A 20888-nucleotide genomic window follows, 5' to 3' on the forward strand; every position below is an offset into this window, starting at 1 on the left:
CCGCCACATCGATCTGGACTGATCGGGTCGAGGTGTTGACGCAGCCGTAGCGCGTCTGCAACATTACGACGACACCACGCAAGTTTCGGGTCACTAGTTGCTAGATAGTTTTCTACATCCCGGAATTTCTGGACAGGCGTTCTCTGTGCTCCTTCCCCGGCTGCCCACGGGGATCGACCCTCGGCGGGGTCGCGGCGGCGGTGGACAGGCGGACGGACGGCGCCACCGCTCGCCTTCGGCGGCGGGCGGCAGCCGGGCCAGCCGCCGACCAGGCCCGGCCGCTCGCAGCACCCCAGTCGGTTCCGACGAGCGCCAAGGGAACACCATGAGACAGCTACCACCAAGACCCCGCCTGATCTCGGCGACGCTCGCCACCGGACTGCTCGTGGCCGCCGGATCGCTGCTCCCGACTCCGGCCTCGGCCCGCCCCGACACCGGACCCGCCCGGGCCGAGGCCGCGGTCGCCGCCAACCTCAGCGCCAGCAGCTCCCATCCGGAGTACCCGGCGGGCAACGCCGGCGACGGCAACCAGGCAACCTACTGGGAGAGCGCCAACAACGCGTTCCCGCAGTGGATCCAGGCCGACCTGGGCTCTGCCGCCGAGGTGAACCGGCTGGTGCTCAAGCTGCCGTCCGGCTGGGGCACCCGGACCCAGACCCTCTCCGTGCAGAACAGCAACAACGGCTCGACGTTCAGCACCCTCGTCGCCGCCACCGGCTACACCTTCAACCCGGCCAGCGGCAACACCGTCACCATCAACCTGCCGGCCACCAGCACCCGCTACCTGCGGCTGCACATCACCGCCAACAACGGCTGGGCAGCCGGCCAGCTCTCCGAACTGGAGGTGCACGGCCCGACCGGCGGCCCGGACAGCCAGGCCCCGACCGCACCGGGCAACCTCGCCTACACCCAGCCGGCCAGCGGGCAGATCCGGTTGACCTGGAACGCCGCCAGCGACAACGTCGGGGTGACCGGCTACGACGTCTACGCCAACGGCGCGCTACGGGCCAACCTCGGCAACGTACTCGGCTACACCGACAACCAGCCGGCCAGCGCGACGGTCACGTACCACGTACGGGCCCGGGACGCCGCCGGGAACGTGTCGCCGAACAGCAACACGGTGACCCGCAACGGCACCGGAAACCCGCCCGCCGGGACGAACCTGGCGGTCGGCAAGCCGATCACCGCCTCGTCGACCGTGCACACCTTCGTCGCGGCCAACGCCAACGACGACAACGTGGCGACGTACTGGGAGGGAGCCGGCGGGGCGTACCCGAGCGTGCTCACCGTGCAGCTCGGTGCGAACGCCACGGTCAGCTCCGTGGTGGTCCGGCTGAACCCGGACTCGGCCTGGGGGCCGCGCAGCCAGACCATCGCGGTGCTCGGCCGCGAGCAGAGCGGCTCGTCGTTCAGCAGCCTCGCGGCGGCGACGCTCTACAGCTTCAACCCCGGCAGCGGCAACAGCGTCACCATCCCGGTCAGCGGCAACGTCGCCGACGTACGGCTCTCGATCACCTCCAACAGCGGGGCGCCGGCCGGCCAGGTCGCCGAGTTCCAGGTCTTCGGCGTGCCGGCGCCGAACCCGGACCTGACCGTCACCGCCGCCACCTGGAGCCCGGCCGCGCCGGTCGAGACCACCGCGATCACCGTCTCGGCCACCGTCCGCAACGCCGGCACCGCCGCCTCCGGTGCCACGAACGTCAACTTCTACCTGGGTACGACCCTGGTCGGCACCGCCGCCGTCGGTGGGCTCGCCGCCGGGGCCAGCAGCACCGTCACCGCGAACGCGGGGCCGCGCAACGCCGGCACCTACCAGTTGACCGCCAAGGTCGACGAGTCCAACGCGGTCGTCGAACAGAGCGAGACCAACAACAGCTTCAGCAACCCGTCCGCGCTGACCGTCGCCCCGGTGGCCAGCTCGGACCTGGTCGCCATACCGAGCTGGTCGCCGAGCACCCCGGCGAACGGCCAGACGGTCACCTTCGCGGTGGCGATCCGCAACCAGGGCACCAGCGCCTCGGCCGGCGGCGCGCACGGCATCACGGTGACCGTGCTCAACGCCAGCGGGGGAACTGTCCGCACCCTTACCGGCTCCTACACCGGCACCGTCGCCGCCGGGGCCAGCACCGCGCCGGTCAACCTCGGCACCTGGACCGCGGCCAACGGCCGGTACACCGTCCGGACCGTACTCGCCGCCGACGCCAACGAGCTGCCGGTGAAGCAGGGGAACAACACCAGCGACACTCCGTTCTTCGTCGGGCGCGGCGCGAACATGCCGTACGAGATGTACGAGGCCGAGGACGGCACGCTCGGCGGCGGCGCGGCGGTCGTCGGTCCGAACCGGACCGTCGGCGACCTCGCCGGTGAGGCGTCCGGCCGGCGCGCGGTGACCCTGAACAGCACCGGCGCCTACGTCGAGTGGACCACCCGGGCCCCGACCAACACCCTGGTGACCCGCTTCTCCATCCCGGACGCCCCGGGCGGCGGCGGCACCAGCTCGACGCTGAACATCTACGTCAACGGCGCCTTCCACAAGGCGATCGACCTGACCAGCCGGTACGCCTGGCTCTACGGCGCCGAGGCGAGCCCGAACAACTCACCCGGCTCCGGCGGCCCCCGGCACATCTACGACGAGGCGAACGTGATGCTCAACTCGTCGATCCCGGCCGGCAGCCGGATCAGGTTGCAGAAGGACCCGGCGAACAGCACCACGTACGCGATCGACTTCGTCAACACCGAGCAGGTCTCGCCGCGACCGAACCCGGACCCGGCCCGCTACACCACGCCGACCGGCACCGGACACCAGGACGTGCAGGACGCGCTGGACCGGGTCCGGATGGACACCACCGGCAACCTGATCGGCGTCTACCTGCCGGCCGGCACCTACAGCACCTCGAACAAGTTCCAGGTGTACGGCAAGGCGGTAAAGGTGGTCGGCGCCGGCATGTGGTACACCCGGTTCGCCACCCCACCCGGCCAGGAGAACACCGACGCCGGCTTCCGGGTCGAGGGTACGGCGAACGGCTCGTCCTTCGAGCACCTCGCCTTCTTCGGCAACTACACGTCCCGGATCGACGGCCCCGGAAAGGTCTGGGGCGAGCTGTCCAACGTCTCCAACCTGACCTTCGACAACGTCTGGGTCGAACACACCGTCTGCATGTTCTGGGGCGTGCACGTCAGCAACGTCACCATAAAGAACTCGCGGATCCGCAACACCTTCGCCGACGCGGTCAACATGACCAACGGCAGCACGAACAACCTGGTCAGCAACGTCGAGGGACGCGGCAACGGGGACGACGCTTTCGCGCTCTTCTCCGCGACCGACGCCGGTGGCGGGGCGAACACCGGCAACGTCTTCGAGAACCTGACGGCGACGTTGACCTGGCGGGCCGCCGGGGTCGCGGTGTACGGCGGGCAGAACAACACCTTCCGCAACATGTACATCGCCGACCAGCTCGTCTACTCCGGAATCACCATCAGCTCGCTCGACTTCGGCTATCCGTTCGTCGGGTTCGGGCCGGGGATCACCCGGGTGGAGAACGCCTCGATAGTCCGGTCCGGCGGCCACTTCTGGGGCGCGCAGACCTTCCCCGCGATCTGGGTCTTCTCCGCCTCCAAGGAGATGCGCGCGATCCGGGTCAGTGACGTCGACATCGTGGACCCGACCTATCACGGCATCATGTTCCAGACGAAGTACAACGGCAGCAGTCCGGAGAACCCGGTGACCGACACCGTGTTCACCAACATCTCCATCAGCGGGGCGCAACGCAGCGGCGACGCGTACGACGCGAAGTCCGGATTCGGCATCTGGGCGAACGAGATGCCGGAGGCGGGTCAGGGTCCGGCGGTCGGCTCGGCGGTCTTCAACAACCTGCGGATGAGCAACAACTACCAGAACATCCGGAACACCACGTCCACCTTCACCATCACCGTCAACCCCTAGGAACCGGACTGGCGGGGTGTCGCCGGAAGCGGGTGCTTCCGGTGACACCCCGCACGCCGTCGCGGCGGTCGGAGCCGACGCGGCCCCGACCGGACACCCCCGGGATGCTACCGCGGCTGCTCGTGCCGCTGGGCGAACGCGATGTCCCGCCAGATGGCGAACCGCCCGGCCGGGTCACTGCCGCTGGAGTAGTACCACGGCCACTCGGTCACGCTGTCGCCGATCGCGTCGAAGACGGCCGCCGCTGCCGGATAGTCCTCGGCGAAGGAGAAGGCGAGCGCGAACGAGTTGTACGGGCTGGCCCAGCCCGGCCGGCGCCGGTGCTCCGGGTGCCAGATCGACTGCTCCGCCGCCGCCCGCAGTTCGGCCCGTACCGCCGGGCTCATGATGTACGGGTCCTTCTCCTCGCTGGGCAGGCCGAGCCAGTGCTCGATGTGCGCCACCACCACAAGTTCGTGCAGCAGGCTCCCGGCCGGTGCCTTGGCCGCCGCCGTACGCGCGAAGTCGAACATCTCCTCCGTACTGCCGAACCACTTCTTGCAGAGGAACTGGAGCATCTGCTGGTGTGCCGTCAGGTGCGTGGGATGCCGGGCGACCACCTGCGCGAAGCGGCGCATCGCCTCCTCCCGGCCGACCTGGCGACCCCGGGCGGCGGTGACCAGGAAGGTCCACGCGGTCGTGTCGTCGGGGTCCCGCTCCACCACCTCGTCGAGGCAGTTCTCGGCCATCCGCAACCGGTCGAAGAAGCCCTTGAACTGGCTCTGGCTGGTGTGCTCGGCGGTGGCGCCGCCGCGCGCCTCCCAGGCCCAGTAGACGCCGTGGCAGCCGCGTACCAGCACCGGCAGCGTGGAGTGCGGCTCGGCGGCGATCCACTCCCCGATCCAGTCCTGCACCCCGTCGACGTCCGCGCAGACGCCGAGATAGAACGCCCGGTCGTCGGGGTGCCGGACCGAGTCGAGGAAGTCGCGGACGGTTACCCAGTCCCGCTGGCCGAGCGCGGCGCGCAGCCGGGCCGCCCCCGGATCGCCCTTGGCCTTGTCGATTGTCGGCCCGGTGCTGGCCGGACCCGCCGGCGCCACCGCGGCCTGCTTCTTACGGAACGGCCAGACCACCGTCTCCCCTCCCCGTCGTCGATCCGCGTCCCGGATTCGACGCGCATCCCCCGTTGTCGAAGCGCAGAGGTTACCGGGCGGCGGGACCGGGCGGAAGGCGAGACCTCGACCGGCGGCGACGCCCCGGCGGAAGCGGTCGGGGAAACGACCCCGACAGCGTCGGACGGCGGAATCGTGTTACCGGGACGCACCGTACCGGTCGGCGGAGATATCTCACTCGTTCCGGCGGAGCGACGACTTGCCTGCGGACTCCACCCGCACCTAGCGTGGGACGGCGATCACGTGGACGGGGGACGACCGGTGCGGATCGGGATCCGACGACGACGCACGGTACGACGAGACGCTGCGGAAAGCGCTCCGGTATCCCGTCACCAGTTCCGGACGGCACCCCGGACGGGCGGGACCGGGGCGTCCCGTAACGGAGTCGAACCGTGCCGGCCGAACTGAGTGCCCTGGTCCGGTCGGCGCAGCAGGGCGACGAGTACGCGTTCCGGATGCTCTACCGGGAACTCCAGCCCGGACTGCTGCGCTACCTGACCGTGCTGGTCGGCTCGGACGCCGAGGACGTGGCGTCGGAGACCTGGTTGCAGATCGCCCGTGACCTGGCGACCTTTGCCGGCGGGCCGGGTTTCCGCGCCTGGGCCACCCGGATCGCCCGCAACCGGGCACTGGACCACCTCCGCCACCAGCGCCGCCGGCCCACCGTGTCGGTACCGGTCGAGGCACTCTCCGAGCTGCCGGGGGCCGAGGACACCGCCGCGAGCGCCGACGAGGGGCTGGGCACCGACACCGCCGTGGCGCTGATCGCCTCCCTGCCGCGTACCGAGGCCGAGGCGGTGCTGCTGCGTACCGTGATCGGGTTGGACGCCGAGAGCACCGCGCGGGTACTCGGCAAGCGCCCCGGGGCCGTCCGCACCGCCGCGCATCGCGGGCTGCGGCGACTGGCCCGCCTCCTGGCGCAGAACGGGCGGGACGGGGTGACGGAGCCGGCGGCCGAGGGTGGACCGGTTGACGGTGAACCGGCCGTCGCGCCGGTCGCCGACGTACGGTCCAGCGAGGACGTCGAGGCTGGACAGGGATGGCGCTGAGAGAGATGAGCATGGCTTTCCGTCGACGCGGCGGGGCTGGTCCGGAAGCGGGCGAGCGGCTGCTCGACGCGGTCGCGGCCGGCGCCGCCGAGGCCCGGCACGCGCACGGCGACGTCCGCGACCCGTTCGGTGGTCGGGCCGGTGATCCGGTGACCGGTCCCGTGACCGACCCGGTGCCCGGCCCGTTCACCGATCCGGTCGCCGAACTGCTCGCCGTCGCGGCAGCCCCGGCCCGGCCCGGAGAACTCGACGGCGAGGACGCCGCGGTGGCGGCGTTCCGGGCGGCCCGTGCCGCCCGGGCCACGGCAGGCTCGGCAGCGACTCCGCCGACATCCGAGAGCCCCGAAACCCTGGCCGGTACGTCCGCCCGGCCACCCGGCCGCCGCCGACGGCTGACGGCCGGTGCCTTCGGCTGGCTCGCCGCGGTCGTCGCCACCCTCACCGCCGGGGTGGCACTGGCGGCGGAGATCCCCGCACTGCGTCCCGCCGGCCCACCCCGGAGCACGCCGAGCGTGGACGCGGTCCCGAGCGCCGGACGGACGACCGCACCGCCGACCACCGCACCGGCACCGACGCCCGCACCGCACCGCACCGCACCCCCGGCCACCGAGCCCGGCCCGTCCGGCCGCGGCCTGCCACCGCAGGCGCTCGTGGCGCAGTGCCGCGCCTTTCTGAAGGGTGGCCAGGGTTCCGGTCCCGCCACCCGCCGCCCGGCGTCCGCCGCCCTGGTCCGGGCGGCCGGCGGCCGCGCCGAGGTCGACGACTACTGCCGACGGCTGCTGGCCGCCGATCCCAAGCCTGGCGGCGGCCCGGGCAAACCCCGGGACAAGGGCGAGCCGGGCGGTCCGCCCGCGGGTCGTCCGGCCGGCAACCCGATGCCGGCGGATTCCGCTGAGCCGCTGGCGGCGGTCGGCTCCGGCTCGGCCACCGGACCGGGGCGCCCGTCCCCGAGGCCGTAGCGGGCGCCGGCTATCGCGCAGCGGCGCCCGGATCGGCGTCCGGCTCCTCGGCCGGACGCCGGTCGACCCAGTCGGGCAGCGCCTCCCGGGCGGCCAGCCAGGTCGCCGGCACGCCGACCGCGTCGGGCCGGTCACCGATCCCGGTGTACGCGGCCAGCACGCCGCCGACGATCGCCCCGGTCGTGTCGATGTCCCCACCGGCGGTCACACACGCGCTGATCGCGGCCGGATAGTCGCCGAGATGCGTCGCGGCGACCCATAGCGCGAACGGGACGGTGTCCTGGGCGGTCACCCGTGACCCGTTGCCCAACTCGTACGCCGCCTCCTCGACGGTCACCGCCGCAGCGGTGAGCAGCCGACGGGCCCGCTCGACTCCCCGGCGCACCTGCCCGTCGACCAGGTACGGCTCCAGCCGGTCGAGGAACTCGGGCGCGGAGGGGCGTACCCCGGTGAGCCGGGCCGCCCCGGCGTGCGCGGCGGCGACCGCCACCAGTACGGCTCCGGCGATCCCCTCCGGGTGGGCGTGGGTCACCTCGGCGGACCGGATCGCCTGCTCGGCCGCCCGGCGGGGCCGGTCGGCGTGGTACGCGCCGAGCGGAGCGACCCGCATCGCGGCGCCGTTGCCGCAGGAGCCCTCTCCGCCGAACGCTTCGCGGGCCGCGTCCCGCCACGGCACACCGTCGCGGATCTGGTGCAGGATCACCACCGCACCCGCCCCGTAGCCCCGGTACGGTTCGCAGCGCTCCGCGAACACGGCGGCGAGCCGGTCGGACCGGATCTCGCCGTGCGCGGCGAGTTCGGCAACCACCGAGCAGGCCATCTCGGTGTCGTCGGTCCACTCCCAGGGGCCGGCCGGAGGTCGACCCGCCGCCAGCTCGGCCGGTGACCGGCCGACCATGAAGAACTGTGCGCCGAGCGCGTCACCGACGGAGAGCCCGTGCAGGCTGTCGTAGCAGAGGTCGAGCCGGGCCGGCTCGTGCAGGACGAAGGACATCACCCTCGATCATGCCCAAGCCGGTCCGGGCCCGGCCACCCCGGCGCGCCGCCGGGTCGACCGGGCGACCGGTCAGCGTTGGCATGCCTTCAGTGGGGTGCTGGTCCGGGCGCTGCGGGTGGAGCCGTCCTTGAACTTCGCCGTCGCGGTGACGGCGATCGTGCCGCCCGCCGAGTTGCGCGACTCGGCCCGGAACGGTCCCAGGCTGGCCAGCCAGGTCCCCCGGTCGCTGCCGATGGTCCGGGCGGAGCCGCTGCCGTTGAACGGCACGGCGGTGCTGACCCGGTAGCGGAACGACACCGAGGAGACGTTGCCGGCCGCACCCACCCGGATCTGCATCAGCCCGAAGCTGGGGTTGCCGCATCCCTCCTGGTGCAGGCCGGTGAAGTTCTGCGCCTGGCCGAACCCGCCGGTCACCCGGACCGTCACCGTCGTCTGCTCGCCCATGGTGCGGACGCGACGGGTCGGTGCGGCGGTGGCCGGCGGCCGGGTGGTGCGGGCCGCCGTGGGCCTGGGCGTCGGAGTCGGGGACGGAGTCGGGTCCGCCTCGGTCGGACTCGGCGCGGCCGGCGAGGAGTCGGTGGCCGGCACCCCGTCCGACCACTGTGGACGCTCTGCGCCGCTGCCCGCGCAGGCTGCCGAGAGGGACAGGACCACCGCGCACGCCACGGCGAGCGCGGCGTCTGATCGGGTACGCCGAAAGTTGAGGACAGTCACCATGATCCCGTCGGTCGTGTTGGCCCCATTTCGCGGCATCAGCCGGCCTTGACCGTAGTCCTATCCCTCGATGTCGCCAAATCCACACCGGAAAGTGGGACAAGTCAGCACTTCACCGACCCGTCTCCGGGTCGGCCAGCTCGGCCGGGAGGGGCCGGTGGTGCAGCACGTCGAGTCGCGACACGGCCCGGGTCAACACCACGTAGAGGCGGTGCGGGCCGCGCGGCTCCGCCTCGACGATCTCGGCGGGCTCGACGACGATGACGTGGTCGTACTCCAGGCCCTTGGCCAGGGTCGCGGGCAGCAGGGTGACCCGGGCGTCCTGGTCGGGCGCGTCCGCCCGGCCGACGGCGATCCCGGCGGACCGCAGCGCCCCGGCGAGTCCGGGCAGCGCGGCGTCGGCGGCAACCACCGCGACGGAGCCCGGGCGCGCCAGTGCGGCCCGGACCGCGGCGGCGGTCGCGGCCGGCAGGTCGCCCGTCGCGCGGACCCGGACCTCTCCGTCGGTACGCACCGAGCGCGTCCGCGCGACCGCGACGTTCAGCCCGGGAAGCAGCCGGTTCGCCAGGCCGAGTACGGCCGCCGGCACCCGGAACCCGGCGGTCAACGGCACGACGGCGGCGTCGGGCTGACCGAGGTACGCCAACTGGTCCCGCCAGTCCGACGCCGCCCACGGAGTGGTGCCCTGGGCGAGGTCGCCGAGGACGGTCAGCGAGCCGTGCCGGCTGCGCCGGGCGATGACCCGGCACTCCAGCGGCGAGAGGTCCTGCGCCTCGTCCACCACGACGTGCCGGTAGCCGGCCGGATGGTCGAGCAGCCCGGCCAGCTCGTCGAGGAGAACCAGGTCGGCCGCGGACCAGGTCGCGGCCCGGACCGTCCGGGGCGGCCGGGGCCAGGCCAGTGCGGACTGCTCGGCGGGCGCGAGCAGCCCGGCCGCCGCCCGGGCCAGCACGGCCGGGTCGCCGAGCAGCGACGCCAGCAGTTCCGCCGGCCGGGTGGTCGGCCAGACCGCGTCGAGGAACGCGGTGACCGGGCGGCACCGGGCCATCCGACGCAACCAGGCGCCGCTGGGCGTCTCCGCCCGGGTCTCGGCCCGGCTTGCAGCAGGCCGACGATCCGGGCGCGGAGCCGTTCCCGGCCGATCGCGTACGGCGGCTCCTCGGCGCGTACGTCCTGGACGGTCCGGCGCAGCCACGCCACCGGCAGTCGCCACCGGTACGAGCCGTCCGGGACCACCAGCGGCTCGGTCGGCTCGACGATCCGGTCGTAGAGCGCCCGGCGCAGCACCGTGACCATCCGAGGGTCGTGCTTCAGGGCAGCCGTCTCGGCACTGTCCACGGCGGTGACCGGGTGTTCCGGCAGCAGCTCGGCGAGGGTGCACTGCTCGACGTCCACCTCGCCGAGTGCGGGCAGCACGGCGGAGATGTACCGCAGGAACGCGACGTTCGGCCCCACCACCAGTACGCCGCCGCGGCGCAGCCGCTGCCGGTGGGTGTAGAGCAGGTACGCGGCCCGGTGCAGGCCGACGGCGGTCTTTCCGGTGCCCGGTCCGCCCTGTACGCAGACCGACCGGTCGAGATCCGCCCGGACCAGGTCGTCCTGGTCGGGTTGGATGGTGGCGACGATGTCCCGCATCGGCCCCACCCGGGGACGCTCGATCTCGGCGGTGAGCAGCCGACTCGGTCCGGCTCCGGGTTCGGCACCGGGCCACCCGCCCGCTCCGGCCCGTTCGAGGCGCTCGTCCTCGTAGCCGGTCAGCTCGGCGGGCTGCCGGTTGGTCCAGCCGTACCGGCGACGTTCGCGTACGCCGAGCGGTTCCCGGGCGCTGGCCCGGTAGAAGGCGCGGGAGACCGGTGCCCGCCAGTCGATCACCAGGGGTTGGCCCGACTCGTCGGGAACGTGCCGCCGGCCGAGGTAGTAGCACTCGCCCCGGTGTTCGCCGGCCGCCGCCGAGTCGCCGAACCACAACCGGCCGAAGTACACCGGCCCGTCCGGTTCCTCGGTCAGCTCCTTGAGGTGGCTCTTGAGCATCCGGCCGAGCGTCTCGGCGGTGTACCGGTCGCCGGCGACGGTCGCGCCGGTGGCCACCCGTACCCGGGCGGTGGTCAGCATCCGGGCCAGCGCCGCCCGGACGGCCGCCAGCCGGGCCTGCTCCTCGGCGAGGGTACCGGCGGGCCGCCCGACGCCGGCGGTCGCGGGTTCGGGCACGGTCTGCGGGCGGGGGTCGGCGGGGTGGGCGGGACCGGACAGGACCATGGTCAACTCTCCACGTCACATGGCAGATTCCTTAACTCGGTAAAGACTATAACTCGAGTAATAAAGTTGACCTGGTCTGGAAATGTTAGGATCGATCACATGACCGACGGACCGGGGCTGCGGGAGCGGAAGCGGCAGCGCACCCACGACGCCCTCTCGGCGGCGGCGATCTCCCTCTTCCTCCGGCACGGCTACGACAACGTCTCGGTGGCCGACGTGGCCGCCGCCGCCGAGGTCTCCAAGCCGACGCTCTTCAAATACTTCCGGAGCAAGGAGGATCTGGTCCTGCACCGGATCCTCGACCACCGGGCCGAGGCCGCCCGGGTGGTCCGGCAGCGCCGCGCCGACGAGGCCCCGCTCACCGCGCTGCACCGGCACTTCCTGGCCGGGTTGGACCGGCGGGACCCGGTGACCGGGCTCAACGACCACCCGGAGGTTCTCGCGTACCACGCGATGGTCTTCGGCACGCCGAGCCTGGCGGCCCGGGTCGCCCGGTACGCGGCGGACGACGAGGAGGCGCTGGCCGAAGCGCTCAGCGAGGCGGCACCGGCGACCGGCGTACTCGACGCCCGGCTCGCCGCCGGTCAGGTCGTGGCGGTACAGCGGATACTCGCCCGGGAGAACTGGCAGCAGCTCAGCGCCGGACGTACGGCCGCCGAGGTGTACCCGGAGGCGGTGGCCGCCGTCGACAGCGCCTTCCGGCTGCTCGCCACCGGTCTCACCGCCTACGCCGACCCCGGCGGGGCCGACACCGACTGACCATCGGTCGACGACCGCTGGGCACTGGCCCGGGCACGGCTTGGTGTCCCGTCCAGCACGGGTGCCGCGGTGGACCGGCTCAGCCGGATTGGCCGTCGGTGCCGACCGGGGCCGGTGGTCGGCGGGCGAACGGCGGCGCGTGCTCGGGGCGCACGCCGATGCCGATCAGGTAGGCCGGGCCGAGGGAGGCGAACGGGAACCGCCGCAACAGCGCCAGCACCGGCCGGGGCGGCCCGGCCCGACGCCCGGCCAGGATCGGCGCGACCAGACCCCTGTGCATGAGCCGCTGTAGTCGCTGCACCAGGATCGTCGGCAGCAGTCGCCGGGCGCGGACCGCCGCCAGATCCGCCTCGCTGACCGTGCCCCGGCGGAGTGGCTCGGCGAGCAGGGTGGCGGCGGCGACCGCGTCCTGCACGGCGAGGTTGATCCCCACGCCGCCGACCGGTGACATCGCGTGCGCGGCGTCGCCGAGGCAGAGCAGTCCGGGCACGTGCCAGCGGTCGAGCCGGTTCAGCCGTACGTCGAGATGCTTGACGTCGTCCATCGAGGCGATCGCGTCGACCCGGCCGGCGAAGCCGGGAGCCAGTTCCGCGATGTCCCGGCGGAACTGTTCGACCCCCTGGGCGCGCAGCCGCGCGTCGCTGCCCTTCCGGGCGATGTAGGCGATCTGGAGGTAGCCCTCCCGGGGGATCACCACGGCGAACCGGCCCGGACCCACCCGGGGGGTGAGCCCGGCCGGGTCGTCGTGCGGGTCGCGGGGCAGCCGGAACCACCAGGCGTCGATCGGCACCGGGAACTCCCGGACCGGCAGGTTGGCCTGAGCGCGGGCGATCGACCACCGGCCGTCGCAGGCCACGGTCAGCTCCGCACGCAGCTCGCCGGTCTCACCCTCGGGTCCCCGGTAGCGCACGCCCCGGACCCGCCCCTCCTCCCGGATCAGCTCGGTCACCTCGGTGCGCATCCGCAGCGTGAAGGAGGGCTCGGCGGCGCCCGCGTCGGCGAGCAGGTTGAGCAGGTCCCACTGCGGCACCATCGCGACGTACGGGTAACGGGTCTTCAGTCGGCGGAAGTCGGCGACGACGATCTGCCGCCCCGGCGCCACCGGAAAGGCGACTTCGTCCAGCCGGCTCTGCGGCAGGGCGGCGAACCGCTCGCCGAGGCCCAGCTCGTCGAGGAGTTGCAGGGTGGACGGGTGCACCGTGTCGCCCCGGAAGTCCCGCAGGAAGTCGCCGTGTTTCTCCAGCACCGTCACGTCGATGCCGGCCCGGGCCAGTAACAGTCCGAGCACCATTCCGGCCGGTCCACCGCCGACGACGACGCAGGTCGTACGTTCGCCCACCGCGATCACCTTATTCAACGGGTGATGAATTATCTCCTCACCGTACTCCCGGCGCAGCGAAGATCGCAACTGTCCGGGCCCCGGCGGCGTTGACGGGTCGAAGGCGTCACGCTACGTTCGTTATCAGAACAGGCGTACGCAACACGAACGACTGCGCCCGTCTGCCGTCGCCGCGCTCGGCAGGGCGACGACGCGCATCAGGAGACTGGGGACGGATGGCTGAGATCGTCTCGTTGACCGAAGGTGTGGCCGAGTTGGTCAACGACGGTGACACGGTGGCGCTGGAGGGCTTCACCCACCTGATTCCGTTCGCCGCCGGCCACGAGATCGTCCGGCAGCGGCGACGCGACCTGGAACTGGTCCGGATGACCCCGGACGTCATCTACGACCAGCTCATCGGCATGGGCTGCGCCCGCCGGCTGGTCTTCTCCTGGGGCGGCAATCCGGGCGTCGGCTCGCTGCACCGGTTCCGGGACGCGGTGGAGCGCGGCTGGCCCACTCCACTGGAGATCGAGGAGCACAGCCACGCCGGGATGGCGAACCGCTACGTGGCCGGAGCGTCCGGGCTGCCGTTCGCGGTGCTGCGCGGCTACACCGGCACCGACCTGCCCCGACACACTGCCACCATCAAGCCCATCACCTGCCCGTTCACCGGCGAGGTGCTGACCGCCGTACCGGCGTTGAACCCCGACGTCGCGATCGTGCACGCCCAGCGGGCCGACCGGGCCGGCAACGTGCAGATGTGGGGCATCACCGGCGTGCAGAAGGAGGCCGTGCTGGCCGCCAGGCGGTCCCTGGTCACCGTCGAGGAGATCGTCGAGTCGCTGGAGCCGATGCCCACCCAGGTGGTTCTGCCGACCTGGGCGGTCAGCGCGGTCGCACTCGCGCCCGGTGGTGCGCACCCCTCCTACGCCCAGGGCTACTCGGTCCGGGACAACGATTTCTACCAGGCCTGGGACGCGATCAGTCGCGATCGGGACACCTTCACCGCCTGGATGCGGCAGCACGTTCTCGACGCCGGGAGGCAGGCATGAGCGACCGTGGCCGGGGTGGCGGCACTCTCCACGGCCGGCCGCGCCGGCGCGCTGCGGCTGCGCCGAGCGGGCACGGCGACGGCGCCGAGGTGGGCGGACGGACCGAGCGACCCGGGAGGTGGCGGCGATGAGCGCGGAGTGGACCGCCGACGAGATGATGACCGTCGCCGCCGCCCGGCAACTGCGGGACGGCACCGCGTGCTTCGTCGGAATCGGCCTGCCGAGCACCGCCGCCAACCTCGCCCGGGCGACCCACGCACCCCGGCTCGTGCTCATCTACGAGTCCGGGTGCCTCGGCGCCAAGCCCGACCGACTGCCGCTCTCGATCGGCGACGGCATCCTCGCGGACACCGCCGACGCCGTGGTCAGCGTGCCGGAGGTCTTCAACTACTGGCTCCAGCCCGGCAACATCGACGTCGGATTCCTCGGCGGTGCCCAGCTCGACCGGTACGGCAACATCAACACCACGGTCATCGGCGACGACTACAGCGCCCCGTCGGTACGGCTGCCGGGGGCCGGTGGGGCACCCGAGATCGCCGCCTCCTGCCGCGAGGTCATCGTCATCATGCGGCAGAGTCCGCGTACCTTCGTCGAGCGGGTCGACTTCGTCACCTCCTTCGGGTACGGCACCGGACCCGGTGACCGGGAGCGGCTCGGGCTGCGCGGAGCCGGACCACAGGTGGTGATCACTGACCTCGGCGTACTCCGGCCCGACCCGTCCACCCGGGAGCTGCTGCTGACCGAGCTTCATCCGGGCGCCACGGTGCAGCAGGCCCGGGAGACGACCGGCTGGCAGTTGCGGGTCGCCGACGACCTGCGTACCGGCGAGCCACCGACCGGGCCGGAGCTCTCGGTGCTGCGGGCACTCAAGGCCGCCACCGGCGAGGGCCGCTCCGGGACCGGGCTGAACCGGCCGTCGGAGCCCGTCCCGCCCGCGCCTGGTAGAAACGGGCGATGACCCGCAGCATCGCCACCAACACCCGCGTCGAGCGTGCCGAACTCCTCGACTTCCTCCGACCCCGGCACCGCGCCATCCTGATGACGACCCGCCCGGACGGCCGGCCGCAGTCCTCGCCGGTGACCTGTGGCGTGGACCCGGAGGGCCGGATCGTCGTCTCGACCTATCCGGAACGGGCGAAGGCGACCAACGCCCGCCGGGATCCCCGGGTCTCGCTCTGCGTTCTCTCGGAGGACTGGAACGGGCCGTGGGTGCACGTCGACGGTACCGCCGAGGTGCTCGACCTGCCGGAGGCGCTGGAGCCGCTGGTCGAGTATTTCCGGTGCATCTCCGGCGAACACCCGGACTGGGACGAGTACCGCGAGGCCATGCGCCGGCAGGGCAAGTCGCTGATCCGGGTCACCATCGACAGTTGGGGCCCGGTCGCCACCGGCGGCTTCCCGGCCCGACTCGCCGGCTGACCCGGCACCGGCCCCGAACCTCCCGGCCGGAGTGGCCGGGGGGCCGGGCTGCCGGTCAGAGGTAGAGACAGAAGGGATGGCCGGCCGGGTCGAGGTGCACGAGGACGTCCTCCTGGGGCTGGAAGTCGGCCCGGGTGGCGCCACAGGCCACGGCGTGTGCGGCGGCGCTCTCCAGGTCGTCGACCCGGATCTCCAGGTGCATCATCATCTGCTGGTCGCCGGGGCCGGCCGGCCAGCTCGGCCGCCGGTACGGCGACTCGGTCTGGAAGGCCAGCCCCACTCCCCCGGCCGGGTCACGCATCAGTACCCAGTCCGGCTCCTCCTCGGTTATCTCCCAGCCGAGGAGGCGCTGGTAGAAGCGGGCCAGAGCCCTCGGATCCGGCGCGCTCAGGTTGACGGTGGTCAGGGTCAGACCGGTGCCGTCGAGCATGGTGTACAACCTCCGAACGCTGATCAGTGCCTTGGGGTCAAGAGCCGTGCGCGGCGGGACTACGACCCGAAGGCGGCGAGGAACCGGTCCCGGAAGTCACTCATCCGCCAGACCGGCGTCTCCGGGCCGGGCTTCAGCCCCTCCTGCCAGTTCCAGCCGGAGATCCTCTCCAGCAGCGCCGCGTCCTTGGCGACGATGGTGATCGGTACGTCGCGACTGGCGTTCTCCCCGGTGACCAGCGGGGTCGGCTGGTGGTCGCCGAGGAAGACGAAGACCAGGTCCTCGTCGCCGTACCGCTCCAGATAGGAGACGACGGTGTTCAGCGAGTACTCCACGGCCCGGCGGTACTGGGTGCGTACCTTGCCGGTGTCCCGCCAGACGTCGTCCGGCGACTCGCCCGCCTCCGCCATCGGCCCGAAGATCGAGCCGTCGCCGAGCTGGTCCCAGCCGATCAGTTCCGGGATCGGCGCCCAGGGCGCGTGGCTGGAGACCAGCGGGATCGTCGCCATCACCGGCGGATGGTCCGGCCTGGAGTGTTCGCGCTGCTCGAAGACGGAGAGCGTGTACTGGTCCGGCATCTGTGCCCAGCTGAACTGCGGGCCGCGGTAGCCGAGTTCCTTCGAGGCGTGCACCTCGTCGTAGCCGAAGAACGTCCCCTCCGGCCAGGTCTGGGTGATCCCCGGCATCACTCCGACGGTCCGCCAGTCGGCCCGCTGGAAGGCCCGGTTCAGGGTCATCCGGTCGGTGGCGACGAGGTGGGTGTAGCGCTGCTGGTTGTCGATCCAGAGCCCGGAGAGCAGCGTGGCGTGGGCCAGCCAGCTTCCGCCGCCGGCGGTCGGCGAGGTGAGCCAACCGCTGCGCGCCGCGTACCCGGCGGTACGCAGCCTCGTGTAGCCGGTGTCGAGGGTGGCGCCGATCTCCGGGGCGAAGGCCGGATCCTCGACCGCCGAGCGACCGTAGCTCTCGACGAAGGCGAGGACCACGTCCTTGCCCCGCAGGCCGGTCAGCAACTGCTCGCCGGGGGTGTCCGCGAACGCGTCGACCCGGGCCTCGGCCGCGAAGACCTCCTGGTCGCGCAGGGCCGCCCGTACCTGGAGCGCCCGGTCGTAGCTGAGCGTGCTGACCGGTACCTCCGGGACGATCTGCACGCCGAGCACGGCACCGACGACACAGGTGGCCCCCAGGGCCGCGACGATGTGCGTGGTCGCCCGGCGGTGCCGGACCGCCAGCCGGGTCAGCCGGAGAACCGACAGCGTCATCAGCACGAGCAGGCCGACCGCGAGCAGCCCGGCGGCGACCACCGCGACCACGGCGCCGGTCCGGCCGTACGACTCCTCGACGTAGTCCGTGCCGGCCTCGAACGAGATCCAGTCGAAGACCGGGTTGAACGGCCGGGCCAGCACCGCGTAGAAGCCGATGTCGATGACTTTCACGATGGCGAGCAGCCCGAGGGCGATCCCGACCGGCACCGCCACGATCCGGCGTCCCCAGCCCGGCAGGAGCAGCACCAGCGCGACCACCAGCAGGGCTTCCAACGGCAGCCGCAGGAACGCCCCCGGTGTGTAGAGGGTGAGCTGGTTCGGCGCCAGCATCGCGAAGACGACCAGCAGCAGGGCCAGCATGCTGGCCAGCCGGGTCGCCACGATCCGCGACCAGCCACGCTTCCGCGCGGGTGTGCCGGCGTCGGTCACGCCGTCGGGGGTGTCCGGCACGGTGGTGCCGTCGGGCGTGCCGGCGGCGTTGCCGTCCGGGGTCGCACCCTCGGCCGTGACACCGTCCGAAGCGGGACCGTCCGAACCGGGACCGTCCGAACCGGGACCGTCCGAACCGGGACCGTCCGAACCGGGACCGTCCGAACCGGGACCGTCCGAACCGGGACCGTCCGGTGGTTCCGGCGGCGCATTGGTCGGGGTTCGACGACGGCGCGTGAAGACCGACAATCCAGAGGCCCTTTCCCGTGAAGCCTGGTGGCGCCCGCCCGCCACTGGGGTAACCGAGCCGCACGCACGCGCGTGGTCGGCGGCGCCGGCAGCGTACGGCCCGGCCGGCGACGGTCGGGGCGGTGACCGGCCAGGTCTCCGTGCCGCCGTCGTGATCCGGGCGCCACGTTAACATCCTGGACCGACCCGGCCCGGCCGCCGGTTGTCAGGTCGGTGCCACACTCACCGGCCGGGACCGGACCGTCACCCGACGGCGAGTTCCTCGCTGTACGCGGCGATCGGGCTGCCGTCCGCGCGATAGGCGGTCAGCCGGCCGTGCGAGAGGTTGGCCGAACGGAACGAGAAGAGCCGCTGCCCCGGATAGACCTCCAGCAACGGAATCGTCCGGGGGGCACCGCCGGGCGCGGACTGGTATTCCAGCCGGGCCACGGTGGCGTCGACGACCCCGTTGACGCGTACCTTGGTCTTCTCGGCGGTGACCCCGAAGCTGATCGGCGCACCCGCACCGAACGCGGCGCACTCGGCGGCGCTGCGGCAGACGAAGAAGTAGCGCGGGTTGTGCACGTCCGACATCGAGTACGCCTTGAAGGTCGGATCGGCCCCCGCCGGCAGCGGCTGTACGGCGAAGAAGGCGACCGTGGCCACGGCGGCGGTGCCCACCCGCAACCAGCCCCGGGCCGTGCCGGTACGCCGACCGGCGGCGACGGCGGCGACCGTGACCCCGCCGAACCCGGCCAGGCAGAGCGTGACGGTGGCCAGGGTTCGGGAGTTCTCCAGGAGGAACTGAAGTCCCGGGGTCATCGAGACCGGACTGAGCAGCGCGCCCAGCGACAGCACCATCACGCCCAGCACCGCGACCCCGGCCACCCGGCGGGCCACCCCGTACGTTCCGACCAGGAACATCGCGGCCAGCACCGGCCAGATCTGGTGGTGGGTCCAGGAGACCGGCGAGGCCGCCACGGTGGCGCAGCCGACCAGTACGGCCGCGTGCGCCGACTGGCCGGACAGTTCGAGCCGGCGCGCCCGCAGCAGCGCCGTGCCGCAGACCACCAGCACCAGGCCGGCCCAGAGCAGCGGGAAGGTCCCGCCCTCCACGCCGACCCGTAGCAGCATGCCGTGCAGGGACTGGTTGCCGAGCGAGGCGAGGTTGCCGACCCGGGAGGTGTTGAGGAAGGTGCCGGTCCAGAAGGTCCAGCTGTCAGCCGGCAACACGACCGCGCCGACCACACCGCAGGCCAGGAAGGCGACGACCGACCGGCCGGCGTCGCGCCAGCGGCGGGAGACCAGGAAGAAGACCACGAACAGCAGCGGGGTCAGTTTGACGGCGGCGGCGATCCCGACCAGTACGCCCCGGTACCGGGCCGGGGTGAGCCCCATCCCGTCGACCAGGGCCAGCAGCACGATGAAGACACTGACCTGGCCGAACCGCAGGTTGCTCTGGGCCGGGGCGGAGAGCATCAGCGCACAGGCGACGGCCGCGACCACCAGCGGTCGCCGGTGCCGTGCCGAGGTGACGGCGCCACCCGTCGCTATCGCGATGGCGGCGATCGCGGCGCAGGTCAGGGCCAGCCAGCACAGTTGCAGGACGCCCTCGGGCAGCAGGCCGATCGGCGAGAGGACCAGGGCGGCGAAGGGCGGGTACGTGAACGGTCCGCCGTTGGCGGCGACGAAGTCGTAGAGCGGCTGGCCGGCGTGCAGGTGCCGGATGGCGCCGTAGTAGATGTGCAGGTCCGACAGGCGTTCCCAGTCGGGCCGGCGGAGCACGAGGAGCGACGAGACCGCCGCGATGACGGCGAAGACTCCCCATAGCGCGATCGTCCCCCGGCGACTGCCCATTGCAGGAGTCTAGACAGCCCACGTCGGCGGGAGATCGACCGATGCCGTACGGAGACCGGGTGGTGACCGAGCTGATACGGCAGTCGGGCCGCGGACGGTGGCGTGCGTAGACTGCCGCCGGAGAGGATGATCCGATGACTCTGGACGCGGCCGACCAGCACCGCCGGGCGGTCACCTTCCGCCGGCTGCACGAGGGGCCGACCTTCGTACTCCCCAATCCGTGGGACGTCGGCAGTGCCCGGGTACTCGCCCAGCTCGGTTTCCCCGCGCTCGCCACCACCAGCGCCGGGCTGGCCTTCGCGCTCGGCCGGCCCGACGGCGCCAACCTGGTGAGCCGGGCGGAGACGTTGCAGAACGTGAGGATGATCGCGGCGGCCACCCCGCTGCCGGTGGCGGCGGACCTGGAGAGCGGGTTCGGCGACAGCCCGGCCGAGGTGGCCGAGACGATCCGGCTCGCCGCCGAGGCGGGTGCCGTCGGCGGGTCGATCGAGGACGCCACCGGCGACCCCGCCGAGCCGATCCGCCCGCTGGACGAGGCGGTCCGGCGGGTCGAGGTGGCGGTGGCGGCGGCCCGGAGCCTGCCGTTCCCGTTCACCCTGACCGCCCGGGCGGAGAACTTCCTCTACGGCCGGGCCGACCTGTCCGACACCGTACGCCGGCTCCGGGCCTACGCCGCTGCCGGCGCGGACGTGCTCTACGCACCGGGACTGCCGGACCTGGACGCCGTCCGGTCGGTCTGCGCGGCGGTGGAGAAACCGGTCAACGCGCTGGCCGGGTCGCCCGGGGTGACGGTCGCGATGCTCGCCGACTGTGGCGTACGCCGGGTCAGCGTCGGCTCGACCCTGGCCCGGGTGGCGATGACCGCCCTCGTGGCGGCGGCCCGCGAGATCCGGGCGAGCGGCAGCTTCGGCTTCGGCGCGGACGTGCTCAGCTACGCCCAGGTCAACAGGCTCATGCCGTAGCCGCTCGCCGACCCCCGCCACGCCGGCTGGACTGCTGTTTCGTCGGTGCCGCTCGGCATACTGCCGGGCGGACACCAACGGCGTACGTCCGATCGGAGAG

General features: G+C 72.6%; 15 protein-coding genes and 1 pseudogene. 8 read left to right on the top strand and 8 right to left on the bottom strand.

The features are described 5' to 3' along the window. Positions 1-325 precede the first annotated feature (325 nt). Positions 326-3943 (top strand): discoidin domain-containing protein, encoded by a 3618-nt coding sequence (locus tag V1634_RS18660; RefSeq protein WP_331209144.1) that lies wholly within the window; start codon positions 326-328, stop codon positions 3941-3943. A gap of 107 nt (positions 3944-4050) precedes the next feature. Here V1634_RS18660 and V1634_RS18665 read toward each other — a convergent pair whose 3' ends face one another. Beyond that, the gene (locus tag V1634_RS18665; protein ID WP_331209145.1) at positions 4051-5055 is read right to left on the bottom strand and encodes a DUF4034 domain-containing protein; all 1005 of its coding nucleotides are present in this window, start codon (positions 5053-5055) and stop codon (positions 4051-4053) included. Positions 5056-5486: 431 nt separating this feature from the next. Between V1634_RS18665 and V1634_RS18670 the strand changes: the two genes are divergently transcribed. After that, the gene (locus V1634_RS18670) at positions 5487-6143 is read left to right on the top strand and encodes an RNA polymerase sigma factor (protein ID WP_331209146.1); all 657 of its coding nucleotides are present in this window, start codon (positions 5487-5489) and stop codon (positions 6141-6143) included. A gap of 11 nt (positions 6144-6154) precedes the next feature. Continuing rightward, positions 6155-7102 (top strand): hypothetical protein, encoded by a 948-nt coding sequence (locus V1634_RS18675; protein WP_331209147.1) that lies wholly within the window; start codon positions 6155-6157, stop codon positions 7100-7102. A 10-nt stretch (positions 7103-7112) separates the two neighbouring features. Here V1634_RS18675 and V1634_RS18680 read toward each other — a convergent pair whose 3' ends face one another. The 3 genes and pseudogenes from V1634_RS18680 to V1634_RS18690 form a co-directional block, all read right to left on the bottom strand. Next, positions 7113-8096 carry an ADP-ribosylglycohydrolase family protein gene (locus V1634_RS18680; protein ID WP_331209148.1) on the bottom strand — a complete coding sequence of 328 codons (984 nt, stop codon included), beginning with the start codon at positions 8094-8096 and terminating at the stop codon, positions 7113-7115. Positions 8097-8168: 72 nt separating this feature from the next. Further along, positions 8169-8852 carry a hypothetical protein gene (locus tag V1634_RS18685; RefSeq protein WP_331209149.1) on the bottom strand — a complete coding sequence of 228 codons (684 nt, stop codon included), beginning with the start codon at positions 8850-8852 and terminating at the stop codon, positions 8169-8171. Positions 8853-8925: 73 nt separating this feature from the next. Further along, a pseudogene (locus V1634_RS18690) lies at positions 8926-11021 on the bottom strand (HelD family protein). 147 nt (positions 11022-11168) lie between these two features. Between V1634_RS18690 and V1634_RS18695 the strand changes: the two are divergent. Continuing rightward, positions 11169-11828 (top strand): TetR/AcrR family transcriptional regulator, encoded by a 660-nt coding sequence (locus tag V1634_RS18695; RefSeq protein WP_331209150.1) that lies wholly within the window; start codon positions 11169-11171, stop codon positions 11826-11828. A 79-nt stretch (positions 11829-11907) separates the two neighbouring features. Here V1634_RS18695 and V1634_RS18700 read toward each other — a convergent pair whose 3' ends face one another. Further along, positions 11908-13167 carry an FAD-dependent oxidoreductase gene (locus V1634_RS18700; protein ID WP_331209151.1) on the bottom strand — a complete coding sequence of 420 codons (1260 nt, stop codon included), beginning with the start codon at positions 13165-13167 and terminating at the stop codon, positions 11908-11910. A gap of 215 nt (positions 13168-13382) precedes the next feature. On the opposite strand from V1634_RS18700, the gene V1634_RS18705 reads away from it, so the two are divergent. The 3 genes from V1634_RS18705 (at position 13383) to V1634_RS18715 (ending at position 15620) form a co-directional block, all read left to right on the top strand. Continuing rightward, a complete protein-coding gene (locus V1634_RS18705; RefSeq protein ID WP_331209152.1) occupies positions 13383-14201 on the top strand; it encodes a CoA transferase subunit A in 819 nt (272 codons plus the stop codon). A 127-nt stretch (positions 14202-14328) separates the two neighbouring features. Next, positions 14329-15159 (top strand): CoA-transferase subunit beta, encoded by an 831-nt coding sequence (locus V1634_RS18710; RefSeq protein ID WP_331209153.1) that lies wholly within the window; start codon positions 14329-14331, stop codon positions 15157-15159. After that, positions 15156-15620, top strand: coding sequence for a PPOX class F420-dependent oxidoreductase (locus tag V1634_RS18715; RefSeq protein WP_331209154.1), 465 nt, complete (start codon positions 15156-15158; stop codon positions 15618-15620). The genes V1634_RS18710 and V1634_RS18715 overlap by 4 nt, the downstream gene beginning before the upstream one ends. Before the next feature lie 55 nt (positions 15621-15675). Here the strand turns inward: V1634_RS18715 and V1634_RS18720 are convergent, their stop codons facing one another. The 3 genes from V1634_RS18720 to V1634_RS18730 all read right to left on the bottom strand — a co-directional run bounded on the left by V1634_RS18720 (position 15676) and on the right by V1634_RS18730 (position 19826). Further along, on the bottom strand, positions 15676-16050 hold the full coding sequence (locus V1634_RS18720) for a VOC family protein (RefSeq protein WP_331209155.1): 375 nt from the start codon (positions 16048-16050) through the stop codon (positions 15676-15678). A 59-nt stretch (positions 16051-16109) separates the two neighbouring features. Beyond that, on the bottom strand, positions 16110-17762 hold the full coding sequence (locus V1634_RS18725) for an alkaline phosphatase family protein (RefSeq protein ID WP_331209156.1): 1653 nt from the start codon (positions 17760-17762) through the stop codon (positions 16110-16112). Positions 17763-18233: 471 nt separating this feature from the next. Next, on the bottom strand, positions 18234-19826 hold the full coding sequence (locus V1634_RS18730) for a glycosyltransferase 87 family protein (protein ID WP_331209157.1): 1593 nt from the start codon (positions 19824-19826) through the stop codon (positions 18234-18236). Positions 19827-19960: 134 nt separating this feature from the next. Between V1634_RS18730 and V1634_RS18735 the strand changes: the two genes are divergently transcribed. Further along, positions 19961-20788 carry an isocitrate lyase/PEP mutase family protein gene (locus V1634_RS18735; RefSeq protein ID WP_331209158.1) on the top strand — a complete coding sequence of 276 codons (828 nt, stop codon included), beginning with the start codon at positions 19961-19963 and terminating at the stop codon, positions 20786-20788. Positions 20789-20888: the final 100 nt, after the last annotated feature.

Source organism: Plantactinospora veratri (assembly GCF_036421995.1).
Classification (GTDB): Bacteria; Actinomycetota; Actinomycetes; order Mycobacteriales; family Micromonosporaceae; genus Plantactinospora; species Plantactinospora veratri.

Coding starts and splice junctions, on each gene's coding strand:
- V1634_RS18660 (WP_331209144.1), top strand. CDS start 326: ATGAGACAGCTACCACCAAGACCCCGCCTGATCTCGGCGACGCTCGCC.
- V1634_RS18675 (WP_331209147.1), top strand. CDS start 6,155: ATGGCTTTCCGTCGACGCGGCGGGGCTGGTCCGGAAGCGGGCGAGCGG.
- V1634_RS18680 (WP_331209148.1), bottom strand. CDS start 8,096: ATGTCCTTCGTCCTGCACGAGCCGGCCCGGCTCGACCTCTGCTACGAC.
- V1634_RS18685 (WP_331209149.1), bottom strand. CDS start 8,852: ATGCCGCGAAATGGGGCCAACACGACCGACGGGATCATGGTGACTGTC.
- V1634_RS18695 (WP_331209150.1), top strand. CDS start 11,169: ATGACCGACGGACCGGGGCTGCGGGAGCGGAAGCGGCAGCGCACCCAC.
- V1634_RS18705 (WP_331209152.1), top strand. CDS start 13,383: ATGGCTGAGATCGTCTCGTTGACCGAAGGTGTGGCCGAGTTGGTCAAC.
- V1634_RS18710 (WP_331209153.1), top strand. CDS start 14,329: ATGAGCGCGGAGTGGACCGCCGACGAGATGATGACCGTCGCCGCCGCC.
- V1634_RS18715 (WP_331209154.1), top strand. CDS start 15,156: ATGACCCGCAGCATCGCCACCAACACCCGCGTCGAGCGTGCCGAACTC.
- V1634_RS18720 (WP_331209155.1), bottom strand. CDS start 16,050: ATGCTCGACGGCACCGGTCTGACCCTGACCACCGTCAACCTGAGCGCG.
- V1634_RS18730 (WP_331209157.1), bottom strand. CDS start 19,826: ATGGGCAGTCGCCGGGGGACGATCGCGCTATGGGGAGTCTTCGCCGTC.
- V1634_RS18735 (WP_331209158.1), top strand. CDS start 19,961: ATGACTCTGGACGCGGCCGACCAGCACCGCCGGGCGGTCACCTTCCGC.